Genomic DNA, 25,000 nt, shown 5'->3' with positions numbered 1-25,000 from the left:
CTATTCAATGATTTTTTTCATCATAAGATCGGTCTGTTCATCATTTCCCAGGCGAAAAATATGTTTATCAAATTCTACAAAACCATTTTTCTTATAGAAATTGACTGCCTTTAGATTCTCTTCCCAGACTCCTAACCAGATGTAGGATTTTTGTTGCTCTTTTGTTACGTTTAAAGCTTTATCATACAACAACTGCCCTACTTTCTTACCATGATGACTGCTTTTCACATAAATACGCTCGATCTCAAGTGCAGACTCATCCTTAAGCTCTGTCTGAGCAGAACCTGAATTGAGTTTTAAATATCCAATCGGCTGATCTTCCTCCCAGGCAATAAAGAAAAATGAATCTGGATTTTTTAGTTCGTCTGTTAGTTTTTCTTTATTGAAACTCTTTTCGATATATCTATCCATTTCTTCCTTTGAATTATCCTTAGAAAAAGTTTCCATGAAGGTTTCTTTCGCAACAGCCTGAAGTATTTCAAGATCTTCTAAAAAAGCTTTATTGATTATGATTGAGCTCATATCTACAAATTATTTATTTCCAATAGTACAAAATTACAAATAGATTGTAACAATAACGAAGATTGGAAGTACTTTCAGGGCGTCATCGGTTTTACCGATAGTTGACATCGAAAAATAAAGTTTTCAAAATGTAGAAATAATCAGGAAATTTGTAACATGAAAATTATCCCTCTAAAAGAAGGCAATTTTGTAGCCAGTCCCACTAAAGATTTTAGCCTTTTAAAAACTGATAAGGTGGGTCTGTCTGAAGGAATAAAAATGTCTGTACAACCTTTTCTTATCATTACCCAAAATGACTGTATCATTCTGGATACTGGTTTGGGATGGAAAAATGAAGAAGGAGAAACCGTTATTTATAAAATTCTGGAGAAAGAGAATATCAAACCGGGTCAGATTACCAAGGTTCTTCTTTCTCATTTGCATAAAGATCATATTGAAGGAGCTGTGCAGAACACCGAAAATGGGATTTCACCTACTTTTCCCAATGCGGATATATACATTCAGAAGCGGGAACTGGAATATGCAATGGAGAATAAAGGAAATCCTTCTTTTGATTTTGATGCCCTAGAAAAACTCATTAAGCTGCCCAATATTATTTGGATGAATGATGATAAAGGACAGATTACAGATGAAATTTCTTATGAAGTAGTGGGTGGACACACTCCTTTTATGCAGGTTTTCTGGATCACAGAAAATGAAGAAATTGTTTTTTACGGAGCTGATGATCTTCCACAGGAATCTTACTTACAATATCATCTTGCATTCAAAAGTGATTTTGATGGAAGAAAGGCAATGGAATTAAGGATTGCCTGGGAAAAAGAAGCTAAAGAAAACAATTGGAAAGTATTGCTGTATCACGATCTTAATAAAGCATTCATTCAGCTCTAAGACTAATTATAAATTATTGAACCACTTATAAATATCCACTTCAGAAGGAATGGACAATTTTTTACGCAATCTGTTTTTCCGGTTCTGGATGGCCTTTGGAGTTACGAAGGTATACGTGGCAATCTCTTTTGTAGATAAATTTAGTTTCAGGTAAATACAAAAGATAGACTCCGAATTTTTAAGATCGGGGTTTATAGCGGCTATTTTTTCAAAAAAATCGGGATAAACTAATCTGAATTTATGGAGTAGGCGTGGTGAATTTTCTTTGGCTAATGCTATAATTTCATCTTCAGCAAAAATCTTTTTGGTTAAATCTTCTAAATTAAATCCGGGTTTTTCGTTTTTCATAATTTGTTCTCATCTCTGCTAAGGTCTGCAAGAATTATTTTTATTATATGTTGCAGAATTACATCCTTTTTCTACTATTATTATCTCCAATATTCTTGACTTTCAGCAAAATTTCACTGATAAGATGAACAGTAGGATATCTCTGTTGAAGTTTTTCAAAATTTACTGTTTAGAATTTCAATGCCTATTACAACTGGGTCTGCCTTAACAAAGACAAAGAAAGAAAAAATGATTAAATTTTTCTTCAATTGAAATACCACATAGATACCACGCGGTTGCCCACCTGTAAAAGGCTTAATTCTACTTTAATTGTTTTTTTAATTTCATTGGTTTTGTATGTGATATTCAAATGTACATACAGATGATGCTTACTTTTTATGATTATAATCAATGTTTTTTGCAGTTTATTATTCTTTTAACCTCCTACTGTAAAGTCCTAAAAAATAAAAAGTGGTATAGATGTGGTATGTTGTTTTTAGGAATTTATCAAAAATTATTTTCTCTTTACTAAACAAAAGATTGTACCAGGGCTGACTTAACCTCGTGTGTAATTTTTAATCTATAAACTGGCATTAATATGATAAATAGAGATCTATTGCTTTCGTACGGGGCAGAAATTAAAAATTATAAAACAAACGAAGTCATATTTCGTGAGGGAGAATTTTCTACCTATTACTATCAGATAGCTGACGGGAAGATAAAACTCAATAATTACACCGAGGAAGGAAAAGAATTCATCCAGAATATTTTTTCAGATGGACAAAGTTTTGGAGAGTCCATTTTGTTTGTCAATAAGCCTTATCCAATGAATGCGGAAGCATTAATTCCTTCCAATATCATCAGATTGCCCAAATCTGAATTCTTAATTTTATTGAAGGAAAATCCTGAGATTTCAACCAATATTCATCATTGTCTTGCCGAGCGGATGTATTATAAATATATTATGCTTTACAATCTTTCTATCCAAAATCCGGCTTCTAAACTAAAATTATTGATGGATTATCTTAAAACTTATGATGATAATAAAGAACCTTATTCCTTTCAAATCCCTTTAACCAGGCAGCAATTGGCTTCTTTAACAGGGTTACGTGTGGAAACAGTAATTAGAGTCATTAAAAGTATGGAAAAAGAAAATAGCTTAAAAATTGTGAACCGAAAAATTTTCTATTAAATTTAAACAAAACTAACCATCATGAATTCACAAATTGTTACCGGCAATCTATGGACTGCCCACAAAATAGAAAATTACTATATAGTAAGGCTTCAGGACAGGGCTAACGTTATAGAAGCTCTAAAAGATTTCATTACATATGAACATATTAAGTGCGGAAAAATTTCAGGAGTAGGCATTGTAAAGGAAATGACTCTTCGTTTTTTAGATCCTACAGTAAAAAAATATCTGTATACCCACTTAAATAATCCCATAGATGTTCAGGATATTTCAGGTTGCATTTCAGAATTTGAAGGAAATATAGAATTGTCCTTAAACGCTACCATGGATTGGAAAAATGAAACCACTTTATCGGGACATTTAATGACAGCTATTGTGTATGGCTGTACAGAATTCCTTTTTTATGCTTTAAATAATGAAGAAGATCTTGCTGAGAAAGAACTCAATCTTTGCACAACTAGCTTTTGGAGCTCCAATTAATATCATTTAAAATCTCTCAGATCCTTATTTTATGAGGATCTGATTGCGCTTTAGGAATCCATTGAAAGCCATTTTGTGTTTTACCTATATATCCTATTCCAGGCCATGGAAGATGGCATGTAGTAACGACTGTATTATGGGTATGACAATGTTCTAAAATACGGTTTCTGGTCGCAACTCCTTCTTCAAAATTCACATCCCATTGGGTCCCCCACTCTGGATGCGAAATCAATAAAGAGGAATGAACGACATCAACGAGATGGGTAATAGACTGATCACCAGAAAATACATGAAAGATGATATGACCTGGAGTGTGCCCCGGTGCAGCTTCTGTTTTTATACAGGAAAACAAAGTATCTCCCGGCTGAAATAGAGTAAGATCATTTTTAATGCTCTCTAGGGTGTCGATCTGTATTTTTCCTGTAGGATAAGAAGAGGATGGCATCTTGCTTTTAGAAAAATCTTTTCCTTCAGAAGTCCAGAAATTATATTCCGTAGCAGAAAGATGATATTGAGCATTCGGATATCTTCTTGCACCATCTTGAGTAATTATTCCTCCGATGTGATCTCTATGAGCATGAGTGATCAAAATGTCTGTAATATCGCCTGTAGAAATATCGATTTCTGACAAACTGTTTTGTAACCAACCTGCATGTACGGGATCGTGGTGCCCTTCTCCTGTATCAATTAAAATACAACGATCTCCTTTCTTGATGAAAAGTGTGTTGATAGGAATTTCATAATCGGATTCAGATAAATACAACCCTTTTAATGCATGTTGAACGGTTTCCTTTTTTATCTCAGGGGCAAGAATTGGTTGTGGATTCCCGATTCCAAAATATCCGTCTGATACAATATAAACATCCAATTCACCCATCGGAATTTTAACCGATGCACTATTTTCTGACTTCATGAGTATTCTGAATTTAATTATTCCCTAAATCATTGATTTAAATAAGAACCACCAGCTCATTAAAGAACTGGTGGTAAGCTGATTTACTTGTCTACAAAATTAGATATTTTTTAGGATAAATAATCTTATATTTTGAAAATTTAAAGATCATTTTATAATCACAAGATCTTTAACAATACCTTTAAAATAAGAGTTTCTTAAACGCTTCTGCAGCTAAATGTACCTGTACGGCCCAATCATCTGCTGCGTCACTTCCTGCATCATCAGAAATATATTTCAGACACAGAAATGGAATTTCCTCTTTCATAGCAATTAAAGCTAAAGGATAGGCCTCCATATCAACGATATTGTAATCCGTTTCTACGTGATCCATTTCAAAGCTATCTCCACTTCCACATGTACCCTCTTTCAGCCCATCCATCTTTAATCCATATGCTAAAACCGGTGGGATTCCAGATAACGGAGTTTCATATTTTTTAAATCCAAGCCCTCTTACGTCCATATCACGTTGAATAAACTTTGTACAGCAAACGATATCTCCTTTACCAAAAGTTTTACTTCCGGCAGAGCCTAAGTTGATAATAAGTTTGGGTTTTCTTGAGTGAATTTCCTTTGTCAGTGCAGAAGCTGCGTTTACCTTCCCTATTCCGGTGATCAATTTTTCAGTGTCATCAAAAAGATCTGCTGCTTCAGATTCCAGAGCAAAAACAAAAAGGACATCTGATATAGAATAGGCGTGTTCAGAATTGATTGTTATCATGGATCAATAAATTTAGAAATAACGGTTGCAAATATATTATAATAACAAGGAGCATTCATTAAAAAGTATAAAAAAGACTGTTCAATTTGTTGAACAGTCTGATATTTTAAAATGATATAAAGATTATCTTCAAAGCTTTCTCCCAAGACGAATGCTATATAATGTAATAAATACTGTAATGACAAGGAATAATGCACCAATCCAAGGGGTACTTCCTATTCCTAAAGATGATGTTACAATCAGTCCACCAGCATAGGATCCGATAGCAATACCGATGTTGAATGCTGCAATATTAATTCCTGATGCCACATCTTCAGTTCCCGGAAGTTCTTTTTCAGCAATTTGCACAACTAATAACTGTAATCCCGGAACACTGGCAAAGGATAATGCACCAAGAAGGAATAATGTAATGATACTAAATACAGGGCTGTGTACGGTGAAGTAAAAGGCAAATAGAACAAGGCCTTGTGCTATAAACATCCATAATAATGCTTTCAAAGGATTTTTGTTAGCCAGTCTTCCACCAATCAAATTACCCAAAGCGATCGCTATACCATAAATCAATAAAATAAGGGTTACGACGGATTCTTTTAATCCTGTAATTTCCTGTAATATCGGTGATAGGTAGGTGAAAACTACAAAAGTCCCTCCATATCCCATTGCTGTCATTAAAAAAGCAAAAATCAAACGTTTATTAGTCAATACTTTTAATTGCTGTTGCAAAGAAGCTGTTTTCCCGTTTTGTAAATGACTTGGGACAAGGATCATACTGGCAAGTAAGCCGATAATTCCTAAAATAGCAACTCCGATGAAGGTAGCACGCCATCCAAAATGCTGTCCGATAAATGTTCCAAGTGGAACTCCCGTAACGATAGCCAAAGTAAGCCCTGCAAACATAATGGAAATTGCAGTTGCCCTTTTTTCTTCAGGAACCAAAGATGCCGCAATAGTAGATCCAATAGAAAAATATACACCATGAGCAAAACCAGTTAAAATTCTGGCTAAAATTAGGGTGATAAATCCGGGTGCTATGGAAGCTAAACCATTCCCGATGACAAATAATATCATAATAGAAACCAAAAGCGTCTTACGCGGAACTTTTCCCGTTAATGCAGTCAGTACAGGCGCTCCAATAGCCACTCCTATTGCATACAGACTTACCAGTAATCCAGCAGATGGAATAGATATTCCAAGATCTCCGGCTACTGTAGGCAAAAGACCTACAATTACAAATTCTGTAGTTCCTATACCAAATGCACTGATCGTTAATGCCCAAAGTGCTGCGGGAAGTCCCTTTCTTATCTTTTTGGTTTCTGTTTTATATGGAACAGAAAGTTCATTTTGTTCGTTCATTGTATTATGTTTTTGATTGTTATTTTAACAGGACAAAGTTCCGATGAATTATTGTATTATAAAAATTACTTAAATAGTAGTTTATTATCAGAATAATGATAGTATTATTGTTTTGAAAATCAGATATTGGATATAGAATCGATTTGAAATGAATAAAAAAAATTGTTAATTTGTAAAAAATACCAACCAGTATCTCAATGAAAAAATCTGAAGCAACCCGATTGAATATTCTTCAAAAAGCATTTGAATTAATCTATTCTAAAGGCTATCAAACCACGAGTATAGATGAAATAATTGCGACAACACAGGTAACAAAAGGAGCCTTTTTCTATCACTTTAAAACAAAAGATGAAATGGGATTGGCTATTATTAATGAATTACTGAAATCTGCTTCCTTTAAAAGTACCTTCATTGATCCTTTTCAAAATACCAATAACCCATTGAAAACGATTTATGAGTTGATGGATACTCTTCTAATGAAGGATGAATTCCTGAAAGTTGAGTATGGCTGTCCTGCATCAAATTTTACACAGGAAATGGCACCCTGGAATGTTGAATTTACTAAAGCGCTCAACGATCTTTCAAAGCAATGGGAAGAGGCGATGATCTCAGCTATTGAAAATGGAAAGGAACATGGAACAGTAAATAAAAAAGTAGATTCCAAAGGAGTTGCTATTTTTGTAATGTCAGGGTATTGGGGATTAAGGAATTTAGGAAAATTGGAGAATAGTAAATCAGTGTATCTAACTTATTTAAAACAACTTAAAGCTTATTTTGAAACACTAAAATAATTTTTTCTTTAAAAACATACTAATTAGTATGTTTTTATTATATCTTTGTCTGCGTATTAAAAATAGTATATGTACCAAACACTTACTTTCCTCCATTCTACTTTCAGATGGTTGGTTTTATTAAGTCTTATTTACGCAATCTTCCGAGCTTACAAAGGCTATACTTCCAATACTTTATTTTCTAAAACGGATGATTCGGTCAGGCATTGGACCGCAACCATTGCTCATATCCAGCTAGTTTTAGGGATTACGCTTTATTCTCAAAGCCCAATTGTATCGTACTTCTGGAAAAACTTTAATACTGCTAAAGAAAGTTTTGATCTGTTATTTTTTGGGTTGATCCATATTTTCCTGATGTTGGTTTCGATTATTATCATAACAATTGGGTCTGCATTAGCAAAACGCAAAGAGACCGATAAAGAAAAGTTTAAAACAATGCTGATATGGTTTTGCCTTGGATTACTTATTATTTTCATAGCGATTCCGTGGCCCTTCTCTCCTCTTGCAAACAGACCTTATTTCAGATAATTATGACAGATTTATTTAAAACCAAAATCGGACGCCTAAGAATCCTTGCTATTCTGGAAGGAATCTCGTTATTAACTCTTGTGTGCATTGCAGTTCCAATGAAATATTGGATGGGAAACCCTTCTTTTGTGAAAATTATGGGACCTGTTCATGGAACATTGTTTCTCCTTTTTCTTCTTAATACCTTAAGTGTAGGTGTAGAACAGCATTGGAAATTTAAAGAAATAACATGGAAGGTTCTATTAGCATGTTTTATTCCTTTTGGAACATTTTATATTGATAAAAAAATTCTAAGTAAGTTATGAGAAATGTATTGATTCTCTGTGGTGTAATTCTAAGTATTTATATCATCTATCGTGTTTACAAGTACCAAACATTAGATGAAGGATTGCCTCAACTAATAAAAAAAGGAGCTGTGATTCTTGATGTAAGAACAGAAAAAGAATACGAAACAGGACATATTAATGGTTCTGTAAATATATCTTTAGGAACCATAAGAGAAAGATATACTGAACTTGATCCCAATAAAACATACATCACCGTTTGCTCACACGGACTTAGAAGTGTAAAAGTCGAACACATCCTAAAAGAAAAAGGATTCAAGAAAGTGTATAATGGTGGAGCTTGGAGTGATTTGAAGAAAAGTTTAATTAATTGAAAGTGGAAAGTGGAAGGTTGAAAATTATGAGATTCGAGATACGGGATACGAGGTTCGAGTTTATTTTATATTAACATACGAGTTACGGATGTGTAGTATATTTTTCTAATTTCAATTTGTAAATCTAGCATCTGATATCTAACTTTCCACTTTCCACTTTCAATTTTCAGCTCTCAACTTTCCACTCTCTTTTAAATTTTTTGTTTTGCTTCAGACAACGTTACAAGTTTTCCTAGCGCACCAAATTCATGAAGATCTCCAAAAACCTCAATTCTTATAGATTGATCAATTCCTCCGATTCTTAAAGCTTCAAAACCTGTATCATGAATTAATTTTTCAACCTGAGCATCTATACCCGTATCATCTGTAGCGTAAAAAAGAACAGATTGTTCAGGAGTCTGATAAGCTGCCTGGGATAAAGTTCCTGCCCCAAGAGTTCCTAATGCCTTAGCTAATTTTGCGCCTTTTGGTAAGAATGCAGCATTGATTTCCCCTGCAGATTCCTTTTCTCCAATGATTTTTTTAAACCCTCCACTTTCTGCCGGTGCAATTGGATTAGAAGGATCCACAATAATTTTACCTTCCAGATCTGCAGCATATTCTTTCATAAATCCACCCATGGTTCCAAAAGGGATTGCTAACACTACAATATCTGCATTTTTTACAGCAGTTGGGATATCGTTGGCTTCTGCTTTCCATTTTTCAGAAAACTCTTTTGCCTTTTCTATGTTTCGGTCTGCTGCAATAAATTGAGTGTTGGATTTTGCAAGATTTCCACCTACGGCCTGACCAATATTTCCTAAGCCTATTACGGCTACTTTAGATGATGTTGTCATAATGATTTCTTTTTTAAAATTTATAGTACAAATGTCTCCAAAAAGAAGGTCCTGTTCCAATAAACTAATTTAAGAAATACTATTGATCTGGTTTAAGATTTTGGCTTAACCAGTCTGTTTCTCAGTCTGCTAAGGAATTCAGGAGTAATTCCTAAAAAGGATGCAATCTGTGTTTGAGGTAAACGATTAGCCAATTGAGAATAGGTTTGCATAAAGGAAAGATATCGCTCTTCAGCTGTAGAACTTATGTTCTGTAATAATCGATTCTGTAAAGTAACAAAACTATTTTCAAGCAAAACCCTGAATATTCTATCAAATTTCGGGGCATTTTTATAGAGTGTAATTAAATTTTCATGACTGATCTGCAAAATCATAGTATCTTCTAACGCATCTATATTAAGCTCTGAAGGAAGTCTTTTATGAAAACTCCGGATATCATTCATCCACCAGTTTTCAGGAGCAAACTGGATAATATGCGTGTTTCCTTTTTCGTCTATTTTGTATAAGCGAATACATCCACGAACTACAAAATTGAATTGATTGCAGAGATCTCCCTCCTGAAGAATGTACTGCTTTCTCCGGTATAACCTGGGTTTGAAAAGTTCCGTAACCAGCTGACGTTCGTCTGCATTCAAAGGGATAATACGGTTAAAATAATCAATTAAAGGTTCCACTGAAGCGAGTACAAGATTTTCTTTCATATTGATTTTCCTTGTAACAAATTTACTATTCCTTGATTAATTATAGCTGTTTGTCTCATCTCCTTTTTAAAGAAATTATAATTCTATTTTATTCTGCTATCCTTACACATTCTTTTGCAAGTATTAAAGTTGGATCAACAAGAGGAACTTCTTTATTATCATTAATAAGAAACTCCTGATCCTGAAACATCAGAGGAAGCTCTGTGCATCCCAGAATAATAACATGAGCATTTGAATTCATAAGATACCTTGCTGCTTTTAGGATATTGTTTTTGCAAGCTCCTTCTGTATAACCAGCTTTAACCCCCTCTTTTCCATAAATACTTTCCATTACATATTCCTGGTGTAATTCATCTGGAATAACAACCGTAAGACCATATCTGGCAAAAACCTCATGGTATACTTTACTTTCAATAGTTCCGGTGGTAGCTAGAAGACCAATATTAATTGCATTTCCGAATGTTTTTATAATATACTCAGCCGTTATATCCAGCATATTGATAATAGGAATAGTAAGATGGGATTGGATACTATGAACAAAAGCGTGTGCAGTATTACATGGAATTGCAATGGCATTGGCGCCCTCGGCTTCCAATTGTTTACAGGTTGAAAACATGGCAATAGTCGGATCAGTATCATTATAAATCAGGTGTGCTGTTCTATCAGGGATCTGAGGATTTTGTTCGACGATCATTTTGATGTGATCCTGATCTCTTTTAGCTGAAGTATTTTTAATAACCTTATTCATAAAATCTACAGTAGCAGAAGGACCTACTCCACCTAAGATTCCAAGTTTGAATGGTTTTATATGTTTCTTGTCGTTATTACTCAATGCATAATCTGCATAGATCTGATTGATATCAATGATTCGTACACCTCTTTTTCTTAACGAATCTGTAATGAGTGAGATCTCTGTAATGCATGGAAGTATGATGTCACAGTGTTCTTCAAGTTCACAGCAAATTTCATAAATATGCTCTAATGGAAACCCATCCAATATTCCGTTTTTTATTCCTTTTTCATTATATATGGCATCCATTAATTGACCTTGCTTCTCAGGAAAAATCAATTTATAATCACTAAAATAGGTTTGAAGGATTTCTGATTCTTTGATGAAATTGGACGTTAAAATACCAATCTTAGAACCTTTTTTATAATGATCTTTTAAATATTTTAAAATGGCATCGTAAAGACTGAGTATTGGTATTGAGATCTCTGTTTGAAGTTCATGTAAAAAAGAATGGCTGGCAAAGCAAGGTAAAAGAATCCTGGTCACATTCTGTTCTTCAAATCTCTTGCAGATATTATAGGTGTAAAATTTTCTTGATTTAATATCTTCTTTATGATGTAAGGGTACATCCATCTGGTTATAAGGTTGCTGCTCAAATATAAAATGATAGTTCAATTGGTTTTTAAGCACCTTTCGAGATTTTAATAATTTAAAAAATAAATCACCTCCAGATAATGTACCCAGACCTCCAATTATGGCTAATTTTTCTTTCGTTCCCATGATTTCTAGTAATGAAAACAAATTTAGATAATAAATTGGGTGAAGTCTTTACAATTATAAGTTTTATTTACTCTTTTTGTGGGGTAAGCCAGACCACCTTCTGTTCAGAGTGATGATCCTGTCCAATGATGTCTTTGTATAAATCAGGTCTTCGTGCTTTAATATAACGATATCCACCAGCCTGTGTCAGTTTTTCAGGATGAATAATTGCTGTAACAAAGCTATCTTCAAATGAGCGGCATTCTGAAAGAATATCTCCAAAAGGATCAATAATCATAGAACATCCATTCTTTAGTTGGTCGTCATCCATTCCTATAGGATTTGAAAAAACAACATATACTCCGTTATCATAAGCTCTTGAAGGAAGCCATTTCATCAACCAGTCCCTTCCCTTCATTCCATCAAATTCAAGACGTAATGAGGTAGGATCAGTTTCTCTGTTTTCCCAAAGTATTGGATCTACAAATCCGGCTCCTGGTCTTGAAGAAGGAGTACACATCGTAACATGAGGCATAAAAATAACATCTGCACCCAAAAGTTTGGTTGCTCTCACATTTTCAATAATATTATTGTCATAACAGATTAAAATTCCAAACTTCCATCCGTGAATCTCAAAAACGCAATATTGTTCTCCTGCTGTAAGATGAGGATTAATAAAAGGATGCAATTTTCGATACTTAGCTACCAATCCATTTTTATCAACACATACATACGCTTTAAACAGATTATCGTGTTCATCTTTTTCAAAAAGACCTGCTAATAGGGTAATATTATTTTCAGATGCTATTTTTTGTAATCTTTGAATACTTTCACCACCAGGAATTATTTCGGCAATCTCAAGCATTTGTTCTCTGCTGAGCTGTCTCGCAAAAGTATATCCGGTAATGGAGCATTCGTGAAAAGCAATGATGTGTGAGCCTTTAGCAGCGGCTTCCTTACTTAGTCTTTCTATGACTGAAAGATTATATGCTTTGTCACCACTTTTGTTTTCGAATTGTGCGGTTGCAATTTTAAGATTGATCATACTTTTTTTTTAGCAAAATTAGATGGCTTGAAGAATCTGAAATTGTAAAAAACCGCCATTAATGAAATGGGTTGAATTTCTATTTTTGATTGACGATGTGTTTTTTCTCTCGCTGATTTTGCAGATTGAGCAGATTTTTCTTCTTTATCGCAAAGATTTATTATCATGATGGATTATTGAAGGTTGCAAATATTAGCTTTGCTGATGAAGCTTACGGAATAAAAATCTTTGATTTTTCAAAACTTATGTGTTCTTATTGTGCAGCATTGAATATTAAACTTAAAAACAGTTTACGTGTTTTAAAATTTTCTGTTATTAATAATTGTAATTTGAGATTGCTTCACATTCGTTCGCAATGACAACGTGTTAAAAAAACTTTTGTGACTTTTGTGGTTGGCTTTAGCTAAAATTATATTATTCTAGGTTTTGGCTAAAGCCTTTTAGAATGGTTATCTTTTTTAACGGGCTAAAGTCCGTTCCTATTGATTGTTTTATCTCTCGCGGATCTTGCAGATTGAGCAGGTTTTTTAATTCTTATCTTTATATATGTAGTTTAGATTCCTTCGCTTCGCTTCGCTCTGAATGACAAGGTGGAGATGACGACATGATTGGGAAAAACAAAAATTATGCGCCCATGTAATTGAAAAATCTTTGATTTTTTTTAAAGCTTATGTGTTCTTATTAAGCAGCATGCATAAAAACTTAAAATAGCTAACGTGTTAAAAAAACTTTTGTGACTTTTGACTACGTCGAACCTTCGGTTTGTGGTTTAATCTTATTCTCTCGGATTGAATAATCTGCTAAATCTGCGAGCCAAAAAAAGCTCACTAAAGCTCTATAAAATTGACAGCAAGTTTATTTTTCGTTTTCAGATATTGGCTTGGCGTCAACCCTATCATATTTTTAAAATCTTTAATCAGATGTGATTGATCAGAATATCCTGCTTCATAGGAAAGACCCGTCATATTCGTTTTGTCGGTATCATTCTTCATCAGACTTAAAAAATGATGCAAGCGTATAATGGTATTGTACTTTTTGGGAGATATTCCAATATGGCTTTCGAATTTTCTTTCGAGATGACGTTCAGAATATCCTGTAAAATGCTCCAAATCCTTTAAGGATGTAGTTCCTTTATTTTGAAGAAGATACTGCTGAGCTTTTATAAGCCATAGATCTGAAGTCTCTTTTTTAGAAATCAGTTTTAAAAAGTATGCATTTAAAGCATTAATAATGGACAAAGGATCTTCTTTATTATAAAGGCTTTCCTGGAACGGAATCAATTGATCTTTTAAGATATCTGTAGCTGCAATGATCTCATTTTTAATTTCTTTAGCAGCAACATTAAAAAGCAGATTAAAAAAATAAGGCTGAAAAACGACTGCAAGTAAAGAGAATGAACCTTTTGTTATAAGATCTTTATAGTGCGTAGGCTGTCCGTAAAAGAAAGATAGTGGTAGATTTTTCTCCATACTATCATGTATATTCATATCTGCAGAAATGATAAGACCCGTATTTCCGTCAGCAAATAAGCGCATGTTTTTACTATCATTCTCAGGATTTTCTAAAAAGATATAGTGTTTGATATAGCAGGCTAATTGCTTTGGTGGAGAAATTTGCATCATTCAAAATTAATTAAAAATAAACAAATAAGCTGCCTCATATGGGAGACAGCTTATTCTATTTAAATCTAACTGAGTGTTATCTTAATGGGTGTATTTCTGCTTTAAAATAACAATTTCATTAGGTCCGATTCCCATTTCTACCTGGAAGAAATTTTCAACACTTCCGTATTTTTTATTGATCGATGCGAAGAAATTTTTGATCAACTCTGGTCTTAGCTCCATTTGTTTTTTAATTTCATCCTCGCTCATTCCTGCCATTTTGGAAAGCCCAGAGTACATTTGTTTCATAGTCGGGTTTTTCGCAAGATAAAAATTGGAGGCTACATAATCGCTTTCAATTACCTCTTGAGGAACTCCTAATACCTTTAGAAACAAAGCAGAAGCCATTCCTGTTCTATCTCTTCCACCTGTACAATGATACAAAAGAGCTTCGTTTGGTTGAAGGGTAAGTAATTTTACAAACAATGGTCTGTATCGTTCCCCGAAATATGGTAATCCTCCTTCCCCATACATGTCAAATAAAAAGTTCTTATCCTTTAGAAACTTCACCATATCTTGTGGTGTTGGAAGATTATTACTTCCCGCAGGACAAAGAAGATAGTTTGTATTTTGAGGGAGTCTGTCCGGTGCTTTCTTTGCTTCTTCAATACCTCTGAAATCTACAACGGTTGCAATCTTCTTGTCTTTAAAAGTTTTAAGATCTTTATCTGATAATTTATCAATGGCGTCGCTTCTGTATACTCTACCCAATACAACTTCTTTACCTTCTGCGGTCTTATAACCTCCTGTATCTCTGAAATTATAAGCTCCATCCATTTTTACGACACGACGGAGACTGTCGCTGATCTGTGCATTTGCTGTTGATCCTAATGCAATCATCATTGTCATTGTTACTGCTAATTTTTTCATGTATCTTATTTTAATTTTAAAATATTTGCCAACGAACACCCATTTGTCCTCTGCTTCCATACCATTCGTTTGAAGTCACTCTTTTTTTGTTATCACCCATATACAACCTTAAACTTTCATTGCTCAGATTGTTGAGTTCAATAAAGATTTTCACTTTTTTACTGATGTCATAGCTGGCAGAAAAATCAACCGTAAAGTTTTTATCCGACCAGATATAATAATCCGGACCTAATTTTTGGTTGATGGTTTCTACGGATTTACCTCTGTAATTTCCAGCAAGACGAATCATCAGCTTTTTGCTTTCGTAATATAAAATAGCATTAAAGAGATTTTTAGACTGATTAGGAAGAGTGGTTTTATCAAAGTACTGAATGCCATCTGCAGTTCTTGGTACTTCTACTTTTGAATTGATGAATGTATAATTAAATTCTACCCCAAAGCCATTCCAGAATCCCGGTAAGAAATCAAGACGTTTGTTGATCCCTGCTTCAAAACCGAAAAGATTGGAATCCTGAAGGTTTTTAGATTGCGTGACCATATAATCTGTCCCTCCGATATTTAACATTGAAGTATCTGAAAAAACAATATTTGAAATCTTCTTGTAAAATACCCCACCTGAAAGAATCCCAATGTTATTGAAGTAATATTCACCCATCATATCAAAATTATGACTGAACGTAGGTTTTAAATCCGGATTTCCTCTTGTAATGGTAAAAGGATTTGAAGTATTGTCAATGCTGGATCCCGGTGACATATCCCCAAAGTTTGGACGAATGAATGATCTCGTATAGGCAAATCTTAAACTTGCTTTTGGTGAAAGATTATAACGCAAATGAAGCATCGGTAAAAAAGCATTATAGTTGCTTTCCACAACAGAAGGGCTGATTACCGTTGTAGCTGGAGTTCCTTCTTTGGTCGCTTTTGCTCCATTCAGGGTTAATCTTGTTGTTTCATTTCTAAACCCACCTACAATTTTGAATTTCTCACTGGCTTTTATTTCTGCCATCGCATAGGTTGCAAAAACAGATTCTTCTCCTGTATAAACACTTGTAGCATTGGATTCAGCACTTGAGAAATCTTTGAATCCGAATTGTTGCATAAACTCAGGTGAAAACATCTGAAAAAGCTGATCTTTTGTAGGTGGATTCATCACATATGCATTATAATTTCCATTCATGCCATTTAAAAAACCGGTTCCTTTTGGTGGATCTGTTGTCGTCAGTTGGGAAAGGCTTAATAATGCTGGGGAATTTGGAATTCCTAAAGAAGCACCCGGAAGAAAAACAGCATTGTATCCGAATGTGCTTGTACGGTCTTTGTCACGGTATTTAGCTCCAACTTTCAATGTTATGTTAGAATTAATATCATATTTTAAATTCACCCTTGCAATCTTATCTCTTTCATTATTATCCAATTTTGAAATCACCAGCTGAGATAATAGTAATTTATTCGGATTCATCTGTTCATTCGGGGCTTTCACATCTGATCCGTAATCCAGATACTCTCCTCCTATTCCATTGGGTGAATCAAATCCCCAATACCGTTTTCCATCACTGGAAAGATTATTGAATCCACTGTTTATTTTCTGTCTGAAAGTTGAGATCGGAAGTCCTTTGATTTCATTTGTAGGAGGCGTATCCAGAAAATATTTAGCCTGATAATCACTTAGCATCCAATCCAGACTTAATTTAGAAGAAAGACTGTGTTCACCTCCGAGTTCCATTCCATACAATTCAGTCTGGTAGTGAGAATATCTGAAATTATACTGATAACGATTGTTTGTATAGTCTACATAGGATTCGTAAACAGGACGAATATCATCAAACTTATTAAACATGCCCCTGAAATACACTTTGTTATTCGCATTGAATTTATACTCCAATCCACCATTCAACCCTATTGTTCGTCGGGTTCCCATATATCTTTTCATCATAATGGTACTGATGGATTTTTTCTGAAGATCGCTAGCTGCACCCGTATTATAAGTAACATCAAATGAATCTGCTCCCCATTGTCTATCCCAGATAGCACCTGATAAAAGGACTCCTAATTTATTCTTGAAAAAACGATCCCCATACACGATGGATCCATTATACGTTCCATCCTGAGAAAATGTATTATAACCTCCGGCACCACTTACACTCAGTGTCTTCTTTGCAGGAGCGGTCCTTGTTATAAAATTTATACTCCCACCAATGGCATCGCCATCCATATCTGGAGTAATTGCCTTCGAAACCTGAACAAACTGGATCAATTCAGAAGGGACAACATCTAGTACGAAAGAACGATTTCCTAAAACATTGGCGCTCGGTAAACGATTTCCATTAAATAAAGCCGAAGTCCAGGCAAAAGGAGTTCCTCTTACCGTTGCCTGATCCGCTTCCCCGTGATATCTTGCTACAGCAACTCCCTGAACCCTTTGTACTGCTTCAGCAGCATTTCGATCCGGAAGCTTTCCAATAGCATCGGCTGCAATAACTTCCATAATCGCGTTGTTATTCTTTTTTATTTCATAGGCCTTGGCTTGTGTTAAAGCATTAGATCTGGTAAATACTACTTCCTGTATATTTCCTATCTTATCTTTGGTAGATTTTTCTTCGGGAGATATCGTTATATAGCCGATGTCATTGGTTCCTTCCTTAATGACAACCGGGAAAAATTGGGTCTCGTAGCCAATGTACTCTACTTTAAGGCTGACCTCACCCAATTTCGGTGATAGGATATTGAAATCTCCGTCTAAGGATGAAACTGTTTTATTTTCAGCATCTACAATAGAAATATTAGCTCCAGGAAGAGCACCGTTTGTTTTGCCTACAACAGTTCCTTTAATAGTTTGTGCGTGAATGGCTCCAAAAGAAGCCAATAAGAAAAAAGCAGATACCTGAATGATTCGTGACTTATGTTTTGAAAAACCAATAGAGTTGTTCATCGTTTTTTTTTGACAAAATTGGGCAGATTGTTACGCTCTATCGTCCTTCAAAAAAAATCACAATTATAAACGTGTCACTCGTTGGATTGAGACTTAAAATATCTTGATTTACAATTAGTTAATTTAATTTAACTAATTGTTATTTATTTATGAACCATATATTAAGAAGTATAAAAAAATTGTAATAGATAAATAATAACTCCACAATGAATAAGTTTTCTTTTTGTATTTATTTTTGTATAAAACCTAAGGGATGCAGTATATTATCATTATTGGAGCTTTTCAGGCACTTGTGGCACTTTGGCTTTTACAGTTTAAAGAAAGAAAGTCACCTTCTAATTATCTGTTTATTTTCCTGCTTTCAGCAATTGCGGTTCATTTGATCATAAAATTTGTGATCTTCAATTTTATCCCCGATGAAAGTATCAGGCAGCAGATGAATACGTTTATTGGTGTCTGTTACGGTCCTTTGGTTTATTTATATACTTTAAGCAAGACAAAAAAGGGGTTCTCTATTGCCAGTAAGTGGTATATTTTCATCCCTCTTTTTTTGTTGATGATCGCATATTTTACCATTTCATGTGTCTTTGTCATTCTTAATCATGTTGATCAGAAATTGTTGAATCTTTACAATGATTTCAGCCTGGATCTCATTTTTATGGTCAACTTATATTATCCTGTAAAAAGCATTCTTATTGCCAGAAAAAACAAATCTAAAATCCTTGACAATATTGAATACGATATCATTACGAGGATATCTTACTGCCTTTTATTGATGGAATTGGGAGTGGTAATTTCTAAAACTTTACTTTATATCAGACCGGAAGATGCACACATAATTAATATTTCGATTAGGTGTATTGCCTACTTTTTATTGTTAATGATCTGCCTTTTAATCATAAGAAAAAGTCTCAAAACTGAAATAATGAATATTCATGAAATTCATTCAGATAATAGGGTTAAAATTCCTGTACATCAAAATAATAATACAGTAAATACTGTTGATTATGAGTTGAAATTCAGTGAACTATGGCAGAAAATGGATGCTTCGATGAAAAGACAGGAATTATTCAGGAATTGTGATTTAAATCTGGACGAACTGGCTCATAAAACGGAGATCAATAAATATCAGATCAGCGAGATGCTGAATGGTTATAAAAACAAACCTTTTTATCGCTATATCAACGAATACAGGATCGATTATTTTAAAAATATTGTAGAAGAAGCCATTGAAAAAAATGAGAGTATTAATTTTTTATCCTTTGCTTATGAGGCAGGATTCAAATCAAAATCTTCTTTTAATCGTTATTTTAAAGAAATTATTGGTCAAACACCATCAGCTTACTATAAAAGTCTGACACAGGAAAATAAAAGAGAAACGTTTGAAAATCTATACAGAGGGAGTGCCTAATTTTTTTACAATTTAAATTTCTTAACGATCCATGGCAAAGTAAGACCTTGTCCCAACAAAGAAATTAAAACGACAACTACAGATAAAAAGATAATTTCATTACGCATGGGAAAAGGTTCGCCTCCATTAATGTGAGTCGGAAGACCTAATGCGATGGCTAGAGAAACAATCCCCCGCATTCCGGACCATGTAAGGATAAAACTGGTTTTAGAGTCAAACAATGCCTCTTCACTGATTCTAACTCTCCTTTTGCCCTGAAAAGCTCTTTGTAGATTGAATTGCTGCAGATAGACCCTTGCCATCCTGATGATCAAGGTTACGATTACAATAATCGCGGCATAACCTGCATAAATCCAAACTTGTATCTGGGGCATTTTCTTTAGAATAATAGGGAATTCCAGACCGATCAGTAAAAAAATGAGCCCGTTGAGAAGAAAAATAATAATATCCCAGAAATTACGGGACTGCTCTTTGACATGATCAGGAAATTTGGTTCTGCTCAGTTTAGACATTCCTAAGCCTAAACAAACAACCGCAATTACTCCGGATACTTTGAAGTGCTCTGCTATAAGGTAAGTTACAAAGGGCATTAAAAGAATCAAACTGTTTACAACCATTGCATCTTTACGAAAGAAGCCAATAATGAATCTTAATCCTACAAAAATAATCCAGCCAACAAGAAATCCACCACCTAAAACACATATAAATTCAATAGATGCTTTCCAGGTTACAAAGGCAACGCCTATAACAGCTGCTACAGCAAAACGATAGGCTACCAAAGCGGAAGCATCATTAATCAAACTTTCCCCTTCCAGAATGGTCATTGCTTTATGAGAAAGCCCTAGCCCTTTGGTTACCCCTAATGCTGCTACAGCATCAGTTGCAGAAAGAATTGCACCCAGAACAAAAGCTAATGGCCATGTCATACCAGGAATTAAATAATGAGCGATAACAGCAATCCCTATTGTGGTTAAGAATACAAGCCCTATTGCTAATGTTCCTATCGTATTGAGATTCGTTTTAAACTGTTGAAATGAAATATTAAAGGCCGCATCATACAATAAAGGAGGAAGAAAAAGCAACATGATAATTTCCGGGTTGATCTCAACTTCTGGCATAGCAGGAACAAAACCGATCATCACCCCCACAATTAAAAGAAGCATCGGGACAGGTATTTTAATTTTACCCGCTAAACCGGAAACTCCGATCATTAAGGCCATAATCACTAAAATGACAGCATAGTTTTCCATCAGATTTATTGTATTTCAGAAAATTCTATAGTTGTAGTTGATTGTTGAATTGATAAAAGTAACAAAAATAATGATGTAAAGAAGGGAATCAATGAAGAAAAACAGGTAGTTTTTGGCTACCTGTTTTGGCATAATTTCGGATCAATATAAAGGGGGTTAGCCCATTCTATAATTTACATTTTGCATAATGGCTTTAGCCAAAACCAACACTAATTTTTTACATCCTCCATAGAAGCTCCGAAATTAATGTGCAATACATTTCCATTGGGAGTTATTAAAGCAGGAACAGACTGCACTCCTGCCCTTTCAGCAACTTCAATTTTACTTCTGTCTTCACCGAGATGAATGATTTCTACATTTTCAACTCCGATAAGATTAATAATATCGTGCTCAGCACTGATGCATACAGGACATCCTGCATGATAAAAAATGGACTTTTTCATTGGATTAATTTTTTAAATGATTAATAATAGTTTCTAATTCTTCAATATCACATTGCTGCAGTGGTTTTAGTGGACTTCTTAAGTTTCCGCCATCTTCACCAAGGATATTTAAACCGGCTTTGACTGTTCTTGGTAACCCTTTAGCAACAATGAATTTCAATAATTCTACCTGTTTATAAAAAATATCCTGAGCCTCCTTCAGTTGGTTATTTTCAATGGCCTTGTACAAACTGATATTCAGCTCAGGAATTAAATTAGGTGCCGCAGTACACCATCCTTTTGCTCCGGCAGTAAATGCAGCCAGTGCGAGAGGATTGGAACCGTTATAGAAAGCAACATCTTCTCCCAGTTCCTTTCTCAGATAATGCATCCTCTGTACATCTCCTGTACTTTCTTTGATCATTGTAACGTTAGGTATTTCCAATAATCTTTTCAATAATGTCGGAGACATATCTACACCACCTGTTGCCGGATTATTATAAGCCATAATCGGTATTGATATTTTGCTGGCAACTGTATCGTAATGCGTCACAATTTCATCATCTGTCAATTTCCAATAGCTCATCGGTATGATCATAACAGCGTCTGCACCTGCATTTTCAGCAAATTTTGCATGATAAACTGTCTTTTCAGTTGTAAGATTGGATACGCCTACTAATGTTGGAATTCTTTTGTTTACCTGTTGGATTGTTGCTTCCGTTATTGCTTCTTTCTCTTCATCGGATAAATATGGAAGAACTCCGGTACTGCCCAATGGTGCTATACCGTGACTCCCGGACGCAACCAGTCTTTCTACCAGTTTTTTGAAAAGCGGGATATTTACTTTTTCATCCTGATCAAAGGGAGTTATGGGATATGCAATGATCCCTTTAAATGGAACATTTTTCATGTATTTTCTTTTTAAAAGTGTAATGAGATTGATCAATCTCTTGTTAAATTATCAACCACAAAATGACTCACCATTGTTTAATCGTCACTTCGAGTAGGCTTTCGAAGAAAGGCGTATCGAGAAGTTTTAGACATAGGTTCTCGATACAAAATTATTCTTCATTTTATTGCGAATAGTTTCACTCGAACTGACGGCTTTCTTACAAATCTCTTCCTTCTTCTTCTCTTAATGCCACTCCCAAATTTTGTAATTGCGGAGCATTTTCGCAGGCAATATATTTTGCAGGTTCTGTATCGCTTAAGTTTTGATGCTTATGCCATCCCCATGAAGGAATATATACAGCATCTCCCGCCTGCCATTCTACTTTTTCTCCTTCTATTTCTGTCCAGCCTTTCCCTTCTATTACATACAATACGGTTTCATAGGTATGACGATGTTTGTTGGTTTGTTGTCCAGGCAATAAACCCCCTATAGTCATACTTACATTTTTACTGGGCAGATCTACAAAGAATACCGGATGTTTTCTTTCTGTTGAAAATTGATCGTGCTCACCTGCTCTTTCTACATTTTTATGAATGAGATGACTGGGTTTTTGGAATTCTGGTCTTGCAAAAGTTTTGTGAAAGTCTTTTGAACTGAATTTTTCATTGTCCATGATTGTAAAAATTTTAATGTTTTTTGCATTATTGCTTTACAAAAATATTTTATATTTGGATCATCTAAATGATTCAGTTTTAATAAAAGTAGGTAGTCCAGATGTTGCGTCCATGGAAATTAGAATTCAAAATTGATAAGAAGTTAGCGAAAGCTGTATATCTTCAAATTGCCGATACCATTATTGCTGATATTCAATCCGGGAGATTAAAAGGAGGTGATGCTCTTCCCGGAAGCCGTGTTTTAGCCTCCATGCTGGCTGTTAACAGAAATACTATAGTGGAAGCTTATCAGGTTCTGATCAATGAAGAATGGGTATTGTCTAAAGAGAGAAAAGGAATCTTTGTATCTGATCAATTACCATCATTGAAAATCCGTTCTAAGGATCAGCAAGAAGTCACGCGTGAGTTTACAAACCCTGCAGACCCTTTTTTGATCAATTATGATGATGGTCATCCTGACAGTAAAATTGCTCCTATAACTGAGCTGGCGAGGGCATACCGCCAGATATTCAATAGAAAGGCAAGATGGCAAATGATGGGATATACCGATGTACATGGAGATATAGAGTTTCGAAAAGCCGTTTCTCAAATGCTTAATCATGAAAGAGGAATGGATAGTAACGAACATGAAATTTCTATCACGCGGGGCAGCCAGATGGCCATGTTTCTGGCCGCTCAGAGCTTGCTGAATCCGGGAGATTATGTGGTCGTTGAAAATCCAGGTTACAAACCAGCATGGAAAGCATTTGAACACGCTGGCGCAAAATTACTGCCAGTATCAGTGGATCATGAGGGAATAATTGTAGAAGATATTATCAAACTTTTAGAAGAGAAAAAGAATATTAAAGCTATCTATCTAACACCTCATAGACAGTATCCTACTACGGTTACTTTAAGTTTAGCTAGAAGATTGAAATTGATAGAAATTTCTAATGCTAATGGCATTACTATTATTGAAGATGATTATGATAATGAGTTTCATTTTGGATACCGTCCTATTCTTCCTCTTTCAAGCTTCCCTGAACTTACCAATTATGTTTATGTAGGAACGATGAGCAAGGTTGTAGCTCCTGCTTTAAGAATCGGATATTTAGTAACTAAAGATCGAATTCTGCTGAATAAAGTAGGTGAATTGCGGAAAATAATAGATGTGCAGGGAGATGTGATCATGGAACAGGCAGTTCTTCAGCTAATAAAAGAAGGTGCTGTTAAAAAGCATATCAAAAAGGCAACTATTCATTATAAAAATAAGAGAGATTTTGTACATACTCTTTTGAAAAAACATATACAGGATAATGCAAGTTTCACTTTACCTGATGGTGGATTAGCATTCTGGATCGTACCAAAAGTAAATTTGAACTGGGATGATCTAACGAATTCATTATTAAGTAGAAATGTCAAAATAATACATCCTCAGAAATACAGTTTTGATCATTATTTAAATGGACTCAGGTTAAGCTATGGTTCTCTTTCTGAAGAACAGTTGGAGCAAAGTATTGCAATAATTGGAGAAATATTGAAGGAGTTACAATAAAAAAGCTTCCCTATTTTGGAAAGCTTTCAATTATTCTTTGGGATCAATGTGCGTAACAATGATTTGTTTTATTTAGGCTTAAAAATTTTTGACCAATCCTATTCCTACATTTCCCTGTTGATAAAAAGGCATTATCATTGTTTGAGATTTCTCTTTTTTACCTCCCAGAAGCTGATTAATTTTTGGATAAAGCCAATAAGCCAATTCGGTGGATAAAATTCCAAAACCAGCTCCACCTACTACATCACCAAACCAATGTTTGTTATTTAACATCCGATAAACTCCCGTAAAAACAGCAAAGGAATATCCGGAAATACCTAACCAGAAGTTAGTATCCTTATATTCTCTGAACATAAATTGTGCAGAAGCAAAAGCCATTGCTGTATGGCCGGAAGGAAACGAAAGATTATTGGAACCATCTGGCCTTTCTTCTTTAGCAATATGTTTTAGAGGAAGAACAATTGCTGACGAAATCAATAGAGAAGTTCCATAGATAATACTCCGATCCCTGAAATTATGTTTTCCTTTTATTCCAGCAGCATTTAAACCATAAACAATTACAGCAGGTGCAAATTGAGAATAATTATCCAGTTTTATAGGATCAGGTTTATGCTCGCTGATTTCATATTGGGTTGAAGAATTCAGTTGCTGCAATCCTTTAATACTTAAACTTGCTACACCATAAGAAATCAATGCAGCAGGAATGATCAGCTTTTTATAGGTAAAGTGATGAGTGGCATCATCGTTATTTAATTTTGGAGAAGTTGCTACACTATCTTTAACCGTATCAACTCTTATGGTATCCTGCCCCTTCACTTCATGGAAGTTTATAAAAATTAAAACTAAGCTTGCTATTAAACCTTTCATTTGAATC

26 protein-coding genes are annotated in these 25,000 nt (G+C 34.6%); 9 read left to right on the top strand and 17 right to left on the bottom strand.

Features of this window, described 5'->3' with window-relative positions:
• The gene (locus JHL15_RS12445) at nt 1-522 is read right to left on the bottom strand and encodes a GNAT family N-acetyltransferase (RefSeq protein ID WP_200246147.1); all 522 of its coding nucleotides are present in this window, start codon (nt 520-522) and stop codon (nt 1-3) included.
• Between the two features lie 156 nt (nt 523-678).
• On the opposite strand from JHL15_RS12445, the gene JHL15_RS12440 reads away from it, so the two are divergent.
• Entirely contained in the window at nt 679-1,410 is a 732-nt protein-coding gene (locus JHL15_RS12440; protein ID WP_200246145.1) for an MBL fold metallo-hydrolase, read from the top strand.
• A gap of 6 nt (nt 1,411-1,416) precedes the next feature.
• Here JHL15_RS12440 and JHL15_RS12435 read toward each other — a convergent pair whose 3' ends face one another.
• Nucleotides 1,417-1,758, bottom strand: coding sequence for a helix-turn-helix transcriptional regulator (locus JHL15_RS12435; RefSeq protein WP_200246144.1), 342 nt, complete (start codon nt 1,756-1,758; stop codon nt 1,417-1,419).
• A 577-nt stretch (nt 1,759-2,335) separates the two neighbouring features.
• On the opposite strand from JHL15_RS12435, the gene JHL15_RS12430 reads away from it, so the two are divergent.
• Together JHL15_RS12430 and JHL15_RS12425 are read left to right on the top strand one after the other, a co-directional pair.
• Nucleotides 2,336-2,929 (top strand): Crp/Fnr family transcriptional regulator, encoded by a 594-nt coding sequence (locus tag JHL15_RS12430; protein WP_200246142.1) that lies wholly within the window; start codon nt 2,336-2,338, stop codon nt 2,927-2,929.
• Nucleotides 2,930-2,950: 21 nt separating this feature from the next.
• Complete coding sequence (locus tag JHL15_RS12425) at nt 2,951-3,409, top strand: PPC domain-containing DNA-binding protein (RefSeq protein ID WP_200246140.1); 459 nt, start codon at nt 2,951-2,953, stop codon at nt 3,407-3,409.
• A 16-nt stretch (nt 3,410-3,425) separates the two neighbouring features.
• Here the strand turns inward: JHL15_RS12425 and JHL15_RS12420 are convergent, their stop codons facing one another.
• From JHL15_RS12420 to JHL15_RS12410, 3 genes are all read right to left on the bottom strand, one after another.
• Nucleotides 3,426-4,322, bottom strand: a complete 897-nt coding sequence (locus JHL15_RS12420; protein WP_200246139.1) for an MBL fold metallo-hydrolase — start codon at nt 4,320-4,322, stop codon at nt 3,426-3,428.
• 181 nt (nt 4,323-4,503) lie between these two features.
• On the bottom strand, nt 4,504-5,082 hold the full coding sequence (locus tag JHL15_RS12415; RefSeq protein ID WP_200246137.1) for a 5'-methylthioadenosine/S-adenosylhomocysteine nucleosidase family protein: 579 nt from the start codon (nt 5,080-5,082) through the stop codon (nt 4,504-4,506).
• A gap of 129 nt (nt 5,083-5,211) precedes the next feature.
• Nucleotides 5,212-6,435, bottom strand: a complete 1,224-nt coding sequence (locus JHL15_RS12410) for an MFS transporter (protein ID WP_200246135.1) — start codon at nt 6,433-6,435, stop codon at nt 5,212-5,214.
• Between the two features lie 197 nt (nt 6,436-6,632).
• On the opposite strand from JHL15_RS12410, the gene JHL15_RS12405 reads away from it, so the two are divergent.
• The 4 genes from JHL15_RS12405 to JHL15_RS12390 all read left to right on the top strand — a co-directional run bounded on the left by JHL15_RS12405 (nt 6,633) and on the right by JHL15_RS12390 (nt 8,412).
• On the top strand, nt 6,633-7,226 hold the full coding sequence (locus JHL15_RS12405; protein ID WP_200246134.1) for a TetR/AcrR family transcriptional regulator: 594 nt from the start codon (nt 6,633-6,635) through the stop codon (nt 7,224-7,226).
• 69 nt (nt 7,227-7,295) lie between these two features.
• On the top strand, nt 7,296-7,754 hold the full coding sequence (locus JHL15_RS12400; protein WP_200246132.1) for a hypothetical protein: 459 nt from the start codon (nt 7,296-7,298) through the stop codon (nt 7,752-7,754).
• Between the two features lie 2 nt (nt 7,755-7,756).
• A complete protein-coding gene (locus tag JHL15_RS12395) occupies nt 7,757-8,059 on the top strand; it encodes a DUF3817 domain-containing protein (RefSeq protein WP_200246131.1) in 303 nt (100 codons plus the stop codon).
• A complete protein-coding gene (locus JHL15_RS12390) occupies nt 8,056-8,412 on the top strand; it encodes a rhodanese-like domain-containing protein (protein WP_200246129.1) in 357 nt (118 codons plus the stop codon). Before JHL15_RS12395 ends, JHL15_RS12390 begins: the two co-directional genes overlap by 4 nt.
• Before the next feature lie 191 nt (nt 8,413-8,603).
• On the opposite strand, the gene JHL15_RS12385 is transcribed toward JHL15_RS12390, so the two are convergent.
• The 7 genes from JHL15_RS12385 to JHL15_RS12355 form a co-directional block, all read right to left on the bottom strand.
• On the bottom strand, nt 8,604-9,248 hold the full coding sequence (locus JHL15_RS12385) for an NADPH-dependent F420 reductase (protein WP_200246127.1): 645 nt from the start codon (nt 9,246-9,248) through the stop codon (nt 8,604-8,606).
• A 92-nt stretch (nt 9,249-9,340) separates the two neighbouring features.
• Complete coding sequence (locus JHL15_RS12380) at nt 9,341-9,949, bottom strand: Crp/Fnr family transcriptional regulator (protein WP_200246125.1); 609 nt, start codon at nt 9,947-9,949, stop codon at nt 9,341-9,343.
• Between the two features lie 88 nt (nt 9,950-10,037).
• The gene (locus tag JHL15_RS12375) at nt 10,038-11,459 is read right to left on the bottom strand and encodes a cysteate racemase (protein ID WP_200246122.1); all 1,422 of its coding nucleotides are present in this window, start codon (nt 11,457-11,459) and stop codon (nt 10,038-10,040) included.
• A 67-nt stretch (nt 11,460-11,526) separates the two neighbouring features.
• A complete protein-coding gene (locus tag JHL15_RS12370) occupies nt 11,527-12,483 on the bottom strand; it encodes a nitrilase family protein (RefSeq protein ID WP_200246120.1) in 957 nt (318 codons plus the stop codon).
• An 827-nt stretch (nt 12,484-13,310) separates the two neighbouring features.
• A complete protein-coding gene (locus tag JHL15_RS12365; RefSeq protein WP_200246118.1) occupies nt 13,311-14,105 on the bottom strand; it encodes an AraC family transcriptional regulator in 795 nt (264 codons plus the stop codon).
• A gap of 81 nt (nt 14,106-14,186) precedes the next feature.
• A complete protein-coding gene (locus JHL15_RS12360; protein ID WP_200246116.1) occupies nt 14,187-15,014 on the bottom strand; it encodes a tyrosine-protein phosphatase in 828 nt (275 codons plus the stop codon).
• A gap of 16 nt (nt 15,015-15,030) precedes the next feature.
• Nucleotides 15,031-17,943, bottom strand: a complete 2,913-nt coding sequence (locus JHL15_RS12355) for a TonB-dependent receptor (RefSeq protein ID WP_200246114.1) — start codon at nt 17,941-17,943, stop codon at nt 15,031-15,033.
• Between the two features lie 253 nt (nt 17,944-18,196).
• Between JHL15_RS12355 and JHL15_RS12350 the strand changes: the two genes are divergently transcribed.
• A complete protein-coding gene (locus JHL15_RS12350) occupies nt 18,197-19,354 on the top strand; it encodes a helix-turn-helix domain-containing protein (RefSeq protein WP_200246111.1) in 1,158 nt (385 codons plus the stop codon).
• A 5-nt stretch (nt 19,355-19,359) separates the two neighbouring features.
• Here the strand turns inward: JHL15_RS12350 and JHL15_RS12345 are convergent, their stop codons facing one another.
• The 4 genes from JHL15_RS12345 to JHL15_RS12330 form a co-directional block, all read right to left on the bottom strand.
• Nucleotides 19,360-20,604, bottom strand: a complete 1,245-nt coding sequence (locus JHL15_RS12345) for a Na+/H+ antiporter (RefSeq protein ID WP_200246109.1) — start codon at nt 20,602-20,604, stop codon at nt 19,360-19,362.
• Nucleotides 20,605-20,813: 209 nt separating this feature from the next.
• Nucleotides 20,814-21,047 (bottom strand): thioredoxin family protein, encoded by a 234-nt coding sequence (locus JHL15_RS12340; protein WP_200246107.1) that lies wholly within the window; start codon nt 21,045-21,047, stop codon nt 20,814-20,816.
• Between the two features lie 4 nt (nt 21,048-21,051).
• Complete coding sequence (locus tag JHL15_RS12335) at nt 21,052-21,936, bottom strand: dihydrodipicolinate synthase family protein (protein ID WP_200246105.1); 885 nt, start codon at nt 21,934-21,936, stop codon at nt 21,052-21,054.
• 199 nt (nt 21,937-22,135) lie between these two features.
• Nucleotides 22,136-22,591 (bottom strand): cupin domain-containing protein, encoded by a 456-nt coding sequence (locus tag JHL15_RS12330; protein WP_200246103.1) that lies wholly within the window; start codon nt 22,589-22,591, stop codon nt 22,136-22,138.
• 101 nt (nt 22,592-22,692) lie between these two features.
• On the opposite strand from JHL15_RS12330, the gene pdxR reads away from it, so the two are divergent.
• Nucleotides 22,693-24,126 carry a MocR-like pyridoxine biosynthesis transcription factor PdxR gene (gene pdxR, locus JHL15_RS12325; RefSeq protein ID WP_200246101.1) on the top strand — a complete coding sequence of 478 codons (1,434 nt, stop codon included), beginning with the start codon at nt 22,693-22,695 and terminating at the stop codon, nt 24,124-24,126.
• A 78-nt stretch (nt 24,127-24,204) separates the two neighbouring features.
• Here the strand turns inward: pdxR and JHL15_RS12320 are convergent, their stop codons facing one another.
• The gene (locus tag JHL15_RS12320; RefSeq protein WP_200246099.1) at nt 24,205-24,993 is read right to left on the bottom strand and encodes a phosphatase PAP2 family protein; all 789 of its coding nucleotides are present in this window, start codon (nt 24,991-24,993) and stop codon (nt 24,205-24,207) included.
• Nucleotides 24,994-25,000: the final 7 nt, after the last annotated feature.

It is taken from the genome of Chryseobacterium paridis (assembly GCF_016595215.1).
Taxonomy (GTDB): Bacteria; Bacteroidota; Bacteroidia; order Flavobacteriales; family Weeksellaceae; genus Chryseobacterium; species Chryseobacterium paridis.
The sequence above is the reverse complement of the archived record's forward strand: the minus strand, read 5'-3'. Positions and strand labels throughout refer to the sequence as shown.

Bases quoted from the DNA above. Each gene is read 5' to 3' on its own strand.
- JHL15_RS12445 (WP_200246147.1), bottom strand. From the start codon at position 522: ATGAGCTCAATCATAATCAATAAAGCTTTTTTAGAAGATCTTGAAATA.
- JHL15_RS12440 (WP_200246145.1), top strand. From the start codon at position 679: ATGAAAATTATCCCTCTAAAAGAAGGCAATTTTGTAGCCAGTCCCACT.
- JHL15_RS12435 (WP_200246144.1), bottom strand. From the start codon at position 1,758: ATGAAAAACGAAAAACCCGGATTTAATTTAGAAGATTTAACCAAAAAG.
- JHL15_RS12430 (WP_200246142.1), top strand. From the start codon at position 2,336: ATGATAAATAGAGATCTATTGCTTTCGTACGGGGCAGAAATTAAAAAT.
- JHL15_RS12425 (WP_200246140.1), top strand. From the start codon at position 2,951: ATGAATTCACAAATTGTTACCGGCAATCTATGGACTGCCCACAAAATA.
- JHL15_RS12420 (WP_200246139.1), bottom strand. From the start codon at position 4,322: ATGAAGTCAGAAAATAGTGCATCGGTTAAAATTCCGATGGGTGAATTG.
- JHL15_RS12415 (WP_200246137.1), bottom strand. From the start codon at position 5,082: ATGATAACAATCAATTCTGAACACGCCTATTCTATATCAGATGTCCTT.
- JHL15_RS12410 (WP_200246135.1), bottom strand. From the start codon at position 6,435: ATGAACGAACAAAATGAACTTTCTGTTCCATATAAAACAGAAACCAAA.
- JHL15_RS12405 (WP_200246134.1), top strand. From the start codon at position 6,633: ATGAAAAAATCTGAAGCAACCCGATTGAATATTCTTCAAAAAGCATTT.
- JHL15_RS12400 (WP_200246132.1), top strand. From the start codon at position 7,296: ATGTACCAAACACTTACTTTCCTCCATTCTACTTTCAGATGGTTGGTT.
- JHL15_RS12395 (WP_200246131.1), top strand. From the start codon at position 7,757: ATGACAGATTTATTTAAAACCAAAATCGGACGCCTAAGAATCCTTGCT.
- JHL15_RS12390 (WP_200246129.1), top strand. From the start codon at position 8,056: ATGAGAAATGTATTGATTCTCTGTGGTGTAATTCTAAGTATTTATATC.
- JHL15_RS12385 (WP_200246127.1), bottom strand. From the start codon at position 9,248: ATGACAACATCATCTAAAGTAGCCGTAATAGGCTTAGGAAATATTGGT.
- JHL15_RS12380 (WP_200246125.1), bottom strand. From the start codon at position 9,949: ATGAAAGAAAATCTTGTACTCGCTTCAGTGGAACCTTTAATTGATTAT.
- JHL15_RS12375 (WP_200246122.1), bottom strand. From the start codon at position 11,459: ATGGGAACGAAAGAAAAATTAGCCATAATTGGAGGTCTGGGTACATTA.
- JHL15_RS12370 (WP_200246120.1), bottom strand. From the start codon at position 12,483: ATGATCAATCTTAAAATTGCAACCGCACAATTCGAAAACAAAAGTGGT.
- JHL15_RS12365 (WP_200246118.1), bottom strand. From the start codon at position 14,105: ATGATGCAAATTTCTCCACCAAAGCAATTAGCCTGCTATATCAAACAC.
- JHL15_RS12360 (WP_200246116.1), bottom strand. From the start codon at position 15,014: ATGAAAAAATTAGCAGTAACAATGACAATGATGATTGCATTAGGATCA.
- JHL15_RS12355 (WP_200246114.1), bottom strand. From the start codon at position 17,943: ATGAACAACTCTATTGGTTTTTCAAAACATAAGTCACGAATCATTCAG.
- JHL15_RS12350 (WP_200246111.1), top strand. From the start codon at position 18,197: ATGCAGTATATTATCATTATTGGAGCTTTTCAGGCACTTGTGGCACTT.
- JHL15_RS12345 (WP_200246109.1), bottom strand. From the start codon at position 20,604: ATGGAAAACTATGCTGTCATTTTAGTGATTATGGCCTTAATGATCGGA.
- JHL15_RS12340 (WP_200246107.1), bottom strand. From the start codon at position 21,047: ATGAAAAAGTCCATTTTTTATCATGCAGGATGTCCTGTATGCATCAGT.
- JHL15_RS12335 (WP_200246105.1), bottom strand. From the start codon at position 21,936: ATGAAAAATGTTCCATTTAAAGGGATCATTGCATATCCCATAACTCCC.
- JHL15_RS12330 (WP_200246103.1), bottom strand. From the start codon at position 22,591: ATGGACAATGAAAAATTCAGTTCAAAAGACTTTCACAAAACTTTTGCA.
- pdxR (WP_200246101.1), top strand. From the start codon at position 22,693: ATGTTGCGTCCATGGAAATTAGAATTCAAAATTGATAAGAAGTTAGCG.
- JHL15_RS12320 (WP_200246099.1), bottom strand. From the start codon at position 24,993: ATGAAAGGTTTAATAGCAAGCTTAGTTTTAATTTTTATAAACTTCCAT.